Source organism: Angustibacter aerolatus (assembly GCF_054776675.1).
Window position 1 is genome coordinate 1 of sequence record NZ_BAAHBM010000105.1, and the last position, 9,868, is coordinate 9,868.

Here is a 9,868-nt window from a genome sequence, read left to right on the forward strand (position 1 = left end):
CGGGCTCCGGCTCGGCCGGGGTCTCGCAGTTCCCGGCGCAGCCGCGCTCGACCGCCGCCGGGCAGGCCGGCGGCACCCGCACGCACAGCCTGGCCGAGCGCTCGGCGCAGCCGGCGAGCGGCGGACGCCGTCGTCGTCCGGCCGCGCGCTGACGACCGCACCGATCGCACCGGACGGATCGGGTTCGAGCGACGTGCCCGGCGAGGGCGAGGGGCTCACGGGCGTCGCCCGTGAGCTCGCGGCCGCCCGCGCCGGGCTCGACCGGCTCGGCCCCGAGCAGGCGCACGAGCTGCAGGCGCGCGGCGAGGCGCTGCTCGTCGACACCCGCACCGCCGCGCAGCGCGCACGGCAGGGCGAGGTGCCGGGCGCCCTGGTGATCGACCGCACGGTCCTGGAGTGGCGGCTCGACCCGACGTCAGCGAACCGGCTGCCCGAGGCGACCGGGCCCGACCTGCTCGTGGTCGTGCTGTGCCGGCAGGGGTACTCGTCGAGCCTCGCCGCGGCCAGCCTCCAGCGGGTCGGGCTGCACCGCGCGACCGACGTCGTGGGGGGCGTCGAGGCCTGGGCCGCAGCCGGTCTGCCGCTCGGCCCCGGCCCGGCCGACGTGCGCGAGTAGCGGCGCCGCGACTGCACCCCCGCCCGAGCGGCGGGGTCACCGGGCCGCGGTTACGTTCGAGCGGACGGCGGGCCATCGGCCGGCCACCGCACCCGGAGGCAGCATGCGCGCCATGGAGTACCGCGGGCCGTACAGGATCCGCGTCACCGAGAAGGACCTGCCGAGGATCGAGCACCCGAACGACGCGGTCGTGCGGGTGACGCGCGCGGCGATCTGCGGGTCGGACCTGCACCTGTACCACGGGATGATGCCCGACACCCGGGTCGGCACGACGTTCGGCCACGAGTTCGTCGGCGTGGTGCACGAGGTGGGCCCGTCGGTCGAGCACCTGCAGGTCGGCGACCGCGTGATGGTGCCCTTCAACGTCTACTGCGGGTCCTGCTTCTTCTGCGCGCGCGGCCTGTTCTCCAACTGCCACAACGTGAACCCGAACGCGACGGCCGTCGGCGGCATGTACGGCTACTCGCACACCAGCGGCGGCTACGACGGCGGGCAGGCCGAGTACGTGCGCGTGCCGCTGGCCGACGTCGGCCCGAGCCTCGTACCGGACTGGCTCGACGACGACGACGCGGTGCTGATGACCGACGCGCTGGCCACCGGGTACTTCGGGGCGCAGCTCGCCGACGTCGTGGAGGGCGACGTCGTGGTGGTGCTGGGCGCCGGCCCGGTCGGGCTGTTCGCCGCGAAGTCGGCGTGGCTCATGGGAGCCGGCCGGGTGATCGTGGTCGACCACCTCGACGAGCGGCTCGAGAAGGCACGCACCTTCGCCCACGCCGAGACGCTGAACTTCACGCACGTCAAGGACGTCGTGGTGCACCTGAAGCACGACACCGGCGGTCTCGGTGCCGACGCGGTGATCGACTGCGTGGGCGCGGAGGCGTCCGGCAACTTCGTGCAGCACGTGACGTCGGCGCAGCTCAAGCTGCAGGGCGGTTCGCCGGTGGCGGTCAACTGGGCGATCGACGCCGTGCGCAAGGGCGGGACGGTGTCGATCATGGGCGCCTACGGCCCGCTGTTCAGCGCGGTCAAGCTCGGCGACGCGTTCAACAAGGGCCTGACGCTGCGCATGAACCAGTGCCCGGTCAAGCGGCAGTGGCCGCGGCTGCTCGAGCACATCCGGGCGGGGCACCTGAGGCCCAGCGACGTCGTGACGCACCGCATCCCGCTCGAGCACATCGCGGAGGGTTATCACATGTTCAGCAACAAGCTCGACGGCTGCATCAAGCCGCTCATCGTGCCCGGCGACGCGGCCTGAGGGGACGGACGTCATGACCTACACGGCGAGCAAGCCCCCGCTGCCCGAGACGACCGAGCAGCTGCGGGCCCGCATCCCCGGCTGGGGGAGCGACCTCGACCCGGCCGACCGCCCGGCCTTCCCGCGCGAGCGCCTCGTCGACCCGCGCGAGAACGGCGCGCACTGGGAGTTCCCGGACCGGCAGCCCGAGGAGCAGCCGCGCGAGCGGTCGATCGAGCACGAGACGCTGCCGCCGGTGTTCGGCACGTCGGTGCCGCTCAAGGGGCTGTCCGGCGTGCTGCGCCGCTACTCCTACAAGACGTTCAGCGAGGCGCGTGCGGCGCACTGGCTGCTGCTCGTGGCCGGTGACCGGGTCGACGTCGTGGAGAGCCGGGTCACGTCGCTGCTGCGGGGCCACCCCGACCGGTTGGTCGCCGAGCTCGGTCTGCGCAGCGAGCTGACGCGGGGCGGCCTGTCGTCGCGCGTCGGCCGGGGCCGGGCCGACCTCAGCCACCAGGCGCTGACGCCGTTCGTCGTCGCGGCCCCGACGGTGCTGAGCGTGCTGGCGGCTGTGCGCGTGGTGCGGCGGCTGCGGCGGCGGGTGACGGGCGGCTAGCGCCGGCCGTGCCCTCGGGGGCCCGTCGCGTCGCGGTGCGCGCGGGCCCGGGGAGCGGGCAGCTCGAGGGTGCCGGTGTCGGCGACCTCGGTGGCGACGTCGCGCAGCTTGCGGTTGGTGTGCTGGCTGGCCAGCTTGAGCAGGTCGAAGGCCTGGTCTCGGGTCAGGGTGTGCCGGGCCATCAGGATGCCCATGGCGACACCGATCTCGCGGTTGGACAGCAGCGCCTGCTGCAGGTGCTCTGCGCGGGCGCGGTCGCCCGCGGCCGACGCCATCACCGCGCCGTGCGTCGCCAGCAGCTGCCCGGTGCGCAGGTCGGCGTCGTCGAAGGCGTGCGGGGTGTCCGAGTAGAGGTTCAGCCCGCCGATGGTGTCGGCCTGCGCCTCGTCCATCAGCACCAGCCGGTAGCTCAGCATGCTGCGCACGCCCTGCTCGGCGATCCGCCGGCCGTACTCGGGCCAGCGGTCGTCCTCGGCGACGTCGCCCGGGTCGTACACCGTGTCGTCGACGATCGCGTCGACGCACGGGCCGGAGCCGAGCTCGTACTGCACCTCGTCGGCCTGCTGAGCCCGGTCGTCGGTCGCCGCCACGGTCCAGAACCGCCCGTCGCGGCCGAGCGTGATGCTCGCCCGGTCGGCGGCCGGCACCCTCAGCACCGCGACCTGCGCGACGGCGGCCAGCCCGTCGCCCGGCACCGAGCGCAGCTCGTCGCCGAGGTCGCGGAAGGCGGCCAGGACCTCTGCCACGGACGGGGCCGGCGAGCTGGTGCTCGTGTCGGGCATGACCTGTCGCCTCTCGAAGGGGCGCTGAGACGCCGGTGGCTCGCTGTCGAACCGCCCCGACCCTACAACCGCCTGGACGGTGGACGCACTCGCAGGACGACGGGCGACACCCCGTCCGGGGAGCTGGGACGACGTCGCCGGTTGCTGACAGACTGGCACCGCCCCGGCGCCGACACCAGTGCCGACCGCGGCAGCGACTGGAGGCCCCGGTGACGGACCACCCGCAGATCGACCGGTTCCTCGACGGGCTGGGCGAGCAGCGCGCCCGGCTGCTGCGGCTCGTCGGGCCGGACGCCGACCCCGGCGAGCTGGCCGGCGAGCTCGGCGAGCTGGTGCAGCAGCTCGTGGTCGCCGAGGAGGAGCTGCGGGTGCAGCACGAGGAGCTGCAGCAGACCCGTGCCCAGCTGCTGCGCAGCGCGGGCGAGCGCGACCAGCTGCTGGGCGCCGCCGAGGACGCGCACGTGGTGACCGACGACCAGGGTCTGGTGCTCTCGGTCAACCGGGCGGCCGAGCGGCTCGTGCGGCAGCCGCTCGCCCGGCGCACCCCGCGCCCGCTCGCGACCTGGTTCGTGCTCGACGACCGGCACGCCGTGCGGACGGCGCTCGGTGCCGCCCGCGACGTGCGCGACGTGCTGCCGCTGACGCCGGTGCGGCTGGCCCGCGCCGGCGCACCCGACCTGCCGGTCTCGCTCGAGGTGACCCGGGCGGTCGAACCGCGCACCGGGCGCACCGTGCTGCGGTGGCACCTGCACGAGCTGGCGACCGGGCCGCACGCCCTCGACGAGCCGCCGGCGCAGGCCCGGCCCCAGGTCGACGACGCCGTCGCCCGGGGGGTGCTCGCGCTGGTGCAGGAGCTGGCCGACCTCTCGGAGGACGACCGCGAGGCCGCCCTGCCCGCAGCCCGCCGGCGGGTGGTCGAGACCGCCGTCGAGCTGGTGCCGGGTGCCGACGGTGCGGTGCTCACCGAGCGCGTGCGCCGCCACGCGTGCCACCCCGTGGCGGCGACCGACGAGCACGTGACGGCGTACGCCCACGCGCAGGCCGCCGACCCGACCGGGCCGCTGCAGCGGGCCGCGGCCGGCGGCACGGTCGTCGCCGACGACCCGCTCGGCGGCGGGGTGGTCGCCGTCGGTCTCGGCAGCAGCCGCGTGCTGGCCGTGGTGGGCGCGCACCCGGCGGCCTTCGACGAGACCGCGGTGCGGGCGACCGAGCTGCTGGCGGCGCACGCCGGGATCGCGCTGCGCCAGGTGGCGATCGCCGCGCAGCTGCAGGCGGCCGCCCTGGGTCGGCAGCGCGTCGGCGAGGCGGTCGGTGTGCTCGTCGAGCGGCACCGCATCACGCCGGACGTCGCGTTCGAGCGGCTGCGCGCGGCGTCGATGCAGCGCAACCTCGAGCTGCGCCGGCTCGCCGAGCTGGTGGTCGACACCGGCCTCGACCCGATGCTCGCCGGGCGCGACTGACGTGCCGGCACACCGCGACGTCGTCGTGGTCGGCGCGTCCGCCGGCGGGGTCGACAGCCTGGTGCAGCTCGTGCGCCACCTGCCGGAGGAGCTGCCGGCCGCTGTGCTGGTGGTGCTGCACCTGCCGGCGCAGGGCCCGAGCGTGCTGCCCAGCATCCTGGCGCGCGCGGGACGGCTGCCGGTGCGCTTCGCCGACGAGGTCGAGCCGCTGACCCCGGGCACGGTGCTGGTCGCGCCGCCCGACCGGCACCTGGTGGTTTCCGACGACCACGTGCGCACCACCCGGGGTCCGCGCGAGAACGGTCACCGGCCGGCGGTCGACGTGCTGTTCCGCAGCGCCGCGCGGGCGCTCGGGCCGCGCGTGGTCTCGGTGGTCTGCTCCGGCGCGCTCGACGACGGGACGGCGGGTGCGGTCGCGGTGCGGCAGCGCGGCGGTCTGGTGCTGGTGCAGGACCCGGCCGACGCGCTGTACCCGAGCATGCCCAGCTCGGTGGCGGCGCAGGTCGACGTCGACGCCACGGCGTCCGCCGCCGACCTCGGGTCGCTCGTCGGCCGGCTGGTGGCGACGCGGGTCGAGCTGCCCGACGTCGGGGTGCCCAGCGCGCTGATGCGCACGGAGGTCGAGATGGCGACCATGGACCGGGCGACGATGGACGCCCACGACCGGCCCGGCGAACCCGCCGGGTACGGCTGTCCCGACTGCCACGGGTCGATGTTCGAGATCCACGAGGGCGGGATGGTGCGCTACCGGTGCCGGGTGGGGCACGCGTGGACGTGGCAGGGGCTGATGCTCGAGCAGGACCAGGCGCTCGAGAACGCGCTGTGGATGGCGCTGCGCGGTCTGGAGGAGAAGGCGGCGCTGAGCAACCAGATGGCGGAGCGGGCGAGCGACCGCGGCAGCGCCCTCTCGGCGCAGCGCTTCGCCGAGCAGGCCGAGGACGCCACGCGATCCGCCACGCTGGTCCGCCGGATGCTGGAGCGTCCGATGCACCCCACCGCCGACGACGACGCAGGAGCCGTGCTCGATGGCTGACCCCCAGGACCCCCAGGACGCGCCGGACGACGTGCCCGACGTCTCGGGCGCACCCGACGCACCCGACGCACCCGCCGACCCGGAGCTCGAGCGGCTGCTGGGGTTCCTGCGCGACAGCCGGTCGTTCGACTTCACCGGGTACAAGCGTCCGAGCCTGACCCGGCGCATCCGGCACCGCATGCGCGAGGTCGGCGTGACGTCGTACGACGAGTACGGCGACGTGCTGCAGCTGCAGCCCGACGAGTTCACGGCGCTGTTCAACACGATCTTGATCAACGTCACGAGCTTCTTCCGCGACGCGGACGCCTGGACGGCGCTCGAGCGGGACGTGCTGCCCGGCGTGCTCGAGGCCTCGCAGGGTGGGCCGATCCGGGTGTGGAGCGCCGGCTCGGCCGCCGGTCAGGAGGCCTACTCGATCGCCATGCTGCTGCACGAGATGGTCGGCAGCGGGTTCCGCGAGCGGGTGAAGATCTACGCCACCGACGTCGACGAGGAGGCGCTCGCCCACGCGCGGCAGGCGTCGTACACCGAGCGCGAGGTGGCCGGCCTGCCGGAGCGGTACCGCGAGCGGTACCTCGACCAGGTGGGCGGCCGCTTCGTGGTGACGCCCGACCTGCGCCGCAGCGTGATCTTCGGGCGCAACGACCTGACCCGCGACGCGCCGATCTCGCGGATCGACGTCCTGCTCTGCCGCAACACGCTGATGTACTTCAACGCCGAGACGCAGTCGCGCATCGTGAACCGGCTGGCGTTCGCGCTGCGCCCGGACGGCGTGCTGTTCCTGGGCAAGGCCGAGATGCTGCTGAACCACGCCTCGGTGTTCGACCCGATCGACCTGAAGCGGCGGTTCTTCCGGCGGGTGCGCGTCGACGTCGCCGAGGGCTCGGGCTTCACGCCGCCGTGGCGGTCCCAGTCGCGGGCGGTGGTCGCCGACAACGCGGCGCAGCTGCGCAACGAGCTCATCCTGACCAACCCGGTGGCCCAGATCGCGGTCAGCGCCGACGGTCGGTTGTCGATGATCAACCACCGGGCGAACGCCGTGCTGGGGCTCGCCGACCGCGACCTCGGCCGCCCCTTCCAGGACCTCGAGGTGTCGTACCGTCCGCTCGAGCTGCGGTCGCACCTGGCGTCGGTGGCCGAGACGCAGCAGCCGGTGTGGTTGCGCGAGGCCGAGTGGCGCCGGTCCGGGCCCGAGCCGGTCTACGTCGACGTGCACCTGGTGCCGCTCACCGACCACACGGGCGCGTTCCTCGGCGCGTCGATCAGCTTCACCGACGTCACCCGGTTCCGGCAGCTGCGGGTCGAGGTCGAGGCCGCGAACCGGCAGCTGGAGGTGGCCTACGAGGAGCTGCAGTCGACGAACGAGGAGCTCGAGACCACCAACGAGGAGCTGCAGTCGACCGTCGAGGAGCTGGAGACCACCAACGAGGAGCTCCAGTCGACGAACGAGGAGCTCGAGACGATGAACGAGGAGCTGCAGTCGGCCAACGACGAGCTGCAGTCGACGAACGAGGAGCTGCGCGACCGCACGGTCGAGATCAGCGACCTCAACGCGTTCATGCAGTCGATCCTCGGCAGCCTCGAGGCCGCGGTGGTGGTGGTCGACCCCGACCTCGTCGTGCAGGTGTGGACCCGGCAGGCCCACGACCTGTGGGGGCTGCGGGACGACGAGACGGTCGGGCAGCACCTGCTGAACCTCGACAGCGGCATGCCGTCCGCGCAGCTGCACCCGTGGCTGCGCTCGGTCATCACCGGGCAGCAGCCGGCGGTGGTCGGCGAGGTGCTGCAGGCGGTCAACCGGCGCGGGCGCACCGTGCGGCTGCGGGTCACGGTGACGGCGCTGCAGACCGACTCCGAGCAGCTGGCCGGCGCGCTGCTGCTCATGGAGGACGTCTCGGACGACGCCCCCGGCGGGCCGGCCGCCCCGCCCGCCGCGGGGGCGGAGGTCTAGCCCGTCCGGTCGTCCTCGCGGGCCGGCGGGGCGCCGGCCCACGACACCGCCTGCTCGCGCATCGCGCGGGCCCGTCCCGCGACCTCGCGCGCCGCTGTCGCGAGGTGCTCGACGTCGGCGGGTTCGGAGCCGGCCACGAGGTGGTGCGCGAAGGCGGCCTGCTCCTCGAGCGCAGCCACCGCCGCCCAGAGCTTCGCCTCCGACGTCTCGGCCTGCGCGGCGGCGAAGGTCATCGGGCCGTACTGGTGGCCGACGTGACAGCGCAGGTAGGTGACCCCGGGCAGGTCGAGCTCGGCGATCGAGCCGCCGCACTCGGGGCAGACGAGCCGGGTCAGCCGCCCCTCCCGCGGGTCGAGGTGGTGCAGGTCGCCGCCGTCCGCCATCGACGTGCTCGACCCGCCCGCGGGGTCCGTCTCACCGGTCTGGTCGGTCATCGTGTCCTCCGGGTCGCTCGCCGGGGTCGTGGCGGCTGCGCGGACCGCCTCGGTCAGGATGCGCCCGGCGTCGTCGTCGCGCACGACCGTGGCGCCGGGTGCGGCACGGGCTGCCGCCCGCGGCATGCTCGAGAACTCCGCGGCCGCCGGGTCCTGCACCAGCACCCGCCCGCCGCCGGCGCGCACCAGGGCGCTGCCCACCGCGCCGTCGTCCAGGACGCCGGACAGCACCAGCGACACCGCCCGCGGGCCGTGCCAGCGGGCGGCCGCGGCGAACAGCACGTCGATCGACGGGCGCTGCCGGTTGACCCGCGGCCCGGGCCCCACCACCAGGTGGTCGCGGTGCACGAGCAGGTGCGCGCCGCCCGGTGCCACGTGCACCTCGCCCGGTCGCAGCGGTGTGCCGTCGCGCGCCTCACGCACCGGCAGCCGGGTGCGGCGCGCCAGCACCTCGGCCAGCCGGGTGCTGGGTCGGTCGCCGACGTGCACGGCGACGAGCACCGTCGCCGGCAGGTCGGGCTCGAGCCCCCCGAGCGCCCTGGCGAGCGGTTCGAGGCTGCCGGCCGAGCCGCCGACGACCACGCAGACGGGTGGCGTCGGATGTCGGCTCATGCGGTGGCGCTACCCCGTCGGTGGCGCCGCATGCACCGACGTCGCCGCGAGGCCGTCCGACGTGACACCCTGGTCGGAGCGCGGACGGCGACAGGAGACGGCGTGACGGAGCAGCTGGAGCGGGTCGCACCACCCCCGCCGTCCGACGCCCGCCCACCCTCGGCGCGCGGGGTGGCGGCCGAGGTCGAGCAGCTGCTCGGCACCGGCGGGCAGTCGGCCGACCCCGCGGTGCGGGCCGCGCTGCACGACCTCGTGCTGGTGCTCCTGCGGCTCGGCTGGGCGCCGCCCCGCCCCGACGGGGCGTCCGGTCCCGACGCCGACCTGCACGAGCTGCTGCTCGAGGTGGCCCGCCAGCGGGTCGCCGCCGAGCAGGCGCGCGGCCGCGCCGACGACGCCATCGAGCGGTCGTGGGCCCTTGCCGCGGAGTCGCTGCTCGCCCGGCTGACCAGCCAGGCCGCGCTCGAGGCCTCGCAGGCTGCGCGAGCCGACCGGCGCGACGACCGGTCGTGGCCGGGCTCGCTGCGCCGTGCCGTGGCCGCCATCGACGCCGACCCGGCGTCGCCGCTCGACCTGCCCGCGCTCAGCCGCACCGTGGGCGTCACGCCGCGCGCCCTGCAGGCCAGCTTCAGCCGGCACGTCGGCTGCACGCCGTCGGCCTACCTGCGCCGGGTGCGGCTGCAGCACGCGCACGCCGACCTGGTCGGGGGCGCCGGCGAGCCGCCGCGGGTGGCCGAGGTCGCCGCCCGCTGGGGCTACAGCAACGCGGGACGCTTCGCGGCCGACTACCGCGCGACGTACGGCGTGACACCGAGCAGCGTCGTCCGCACCTGACGACTTCGCATCGCGGCCCCAGGGTGCGTATCGCGTCCTGGATCGGCTACTGTCGCAAGGCACCGGTTGAGGGCAACAGCCGATCACGGCGCCGAACCATCGCGCGTCCTGTCAGGGGTAGGCAGGCATGACGACCCAGGCTCAGCAGACCGCTCCGCGCACCGTCCGTCTCGACGACCCGCCGCCGCTGGTGGCGCTGACCGCGGCGCTCGAGCGGCTGCGGCTCGAGGCGGCAGGCAGCTCGCCCACGTGCGCGCTCGCCGCGCTGGCCCGCGTCGAGGTCGACGCCGTGCCGGGCG

Annotated in this window: 9 protein-coding genes; 7 read left to right on the forward strand and 2 right to left on the reverse strand. The window is 75.2% G+C overall.

What is annotated here, in order from left to right:
• Window positions 1-193: 193 nt before the first annotated feature.
• From ACYVI6_RS16625 to ACYVI6_RS16635, 3 genes are all read left to right on the forward strand, one after another.
• Window positions 194-616 (forward strand): rhodanese-like domain-containing protein, encoded by a 423-nt coding sequence (locus ACYVI6_RS16625; protein WP_460447432.1) that lies wholly within the window; start codon window positions 194-196, stop codon window positions 614-616.
• 103 nt (window positions 617-719) lie between these two features.
• Entirely contained in the window at window positions 720-1,871 is a 1,152-nt protein-coding gene (locus ACYVI6_RS16630) for a zinc-dependent alcohol dehydrogenase (RefSeq protein ID WP_460447433.1), read from the forward strand.
• A gap of 13 nt (window positions 1,872-1,884) precedes the next feature.
• Window positions 1,885-2,466, forward strand: coding sequence for a hypothetical protein (locus tag ACYVI6_RS16635; RefSeq protein ID WP_460447434.1), 582 nt, complete (start codon window positions 1,885-1,887; stop codon window positions 2,464-2,466).
• On the opposite strand, the gene ACYVI6_RS16640 is transcribed toward ACYVI6_RS16635, so the two are convergent.
• Window positions 2,463-3,248: a GAF and ANTAR domain-containing protein gene (locus ACYVI6_RS16640; protein WP_460447435.1), complete on the reverse strand. Its 786-nt coding sequence runs from the start codon at window positions 3,246-3,248 to the stop codon at window positions 2,463-2,465. The two genes, ACYVI6_RS16635 and ACYVI6_RS16640, sit on opposite strands and share 4 nt — an antisense overlap.
• Window positions 3,249-3,457: 209 nt before the next feature.
• Between ACYVI6_RS16640 and ACYVI6_RS16645 the strand changes: the two genes are divergently transcribed.
• From ACYVI6_RS16645 to ACYVI6_RS16655, 3 genes are read left to right on the forward strand one after another with little or no spacing between them, the layout of a single operon-like run.
• Window positions 3,458-4,708, forward strand: coding sequence for an ANTAR domain-containing protein (locus ACYVI6_RS16645; protein ID WP_460447436.1), 1,251 nt, complete (start codon window positions 3,458-3,460; stop codon window positions 4,706-4,708).
• 1 nt (window position 4,709) lies between these two features.
• Complete coding sequence (locus tag ACYVI6_RS16650; RefSeq protein WP_460447437.1) at window positions 4,710-5,741, forward strand: chemotaxis protein CheB; 1,032 nt, start codon at window positions 4,710-4,712, stop codon at window positions 5,739-5,741.
• The gene (locus tag ACYVI6_RS16655; RefSeq protein ID WP_460447438.1) at window positions 5,734-7,692 is read left to right on the forward strand and encodes a CheR family methyltransferase; all 1,959 of its coding nucleotides are present in this window, start codon (window positions 5,734-5,736) and stop codon (window positions 7,690-7,692) included. The genes ACYVI6_RS16650 and ACYVI6_RS16655 overlap by 8 nt, the downstream gene beginning before the upstream one ends.
• On the opposite strand, the gene ACYVI6_RS16660 is transcribed toward ACYVI6_RS16655, so the two are convergent.
• The gene (locus ACYVI6_RS16660; RefSeq protein WP_460447439.1) at window positions 7,689-8,738 is read right to left on the reverse strand and encodes a chemotaxis protein CheB; all 1,050 of its coding nucleotides are present in this window, start codon (window positions 8,736-8,738) and stop codon (window positions 7,689-7,691) included. The two genes, ACYVI6_RS16655 and ACYVI6_RS16660, sit on opposite strands and share 4 nt — an antisense overlap.
• 102 nt (window positions 8,739-8,840) lie before the next feature.
• On the opposite strand from ACYVI6_RS16660, the gene ACYVI6_RS16665 reads away from it, so the two are divergent.
• Entirely contained in the window at window positions 8,841-9,569 is a 729-nt protein-coding gene (locus ACYVI6_RS16665) for a helix-turn-helix transcriptional regulator (protein WP_460447440.1), read from the forward strand.
• The last annotated feature ends 299 nt before the right edge of the window (window positions 9,570-9,868 follow it).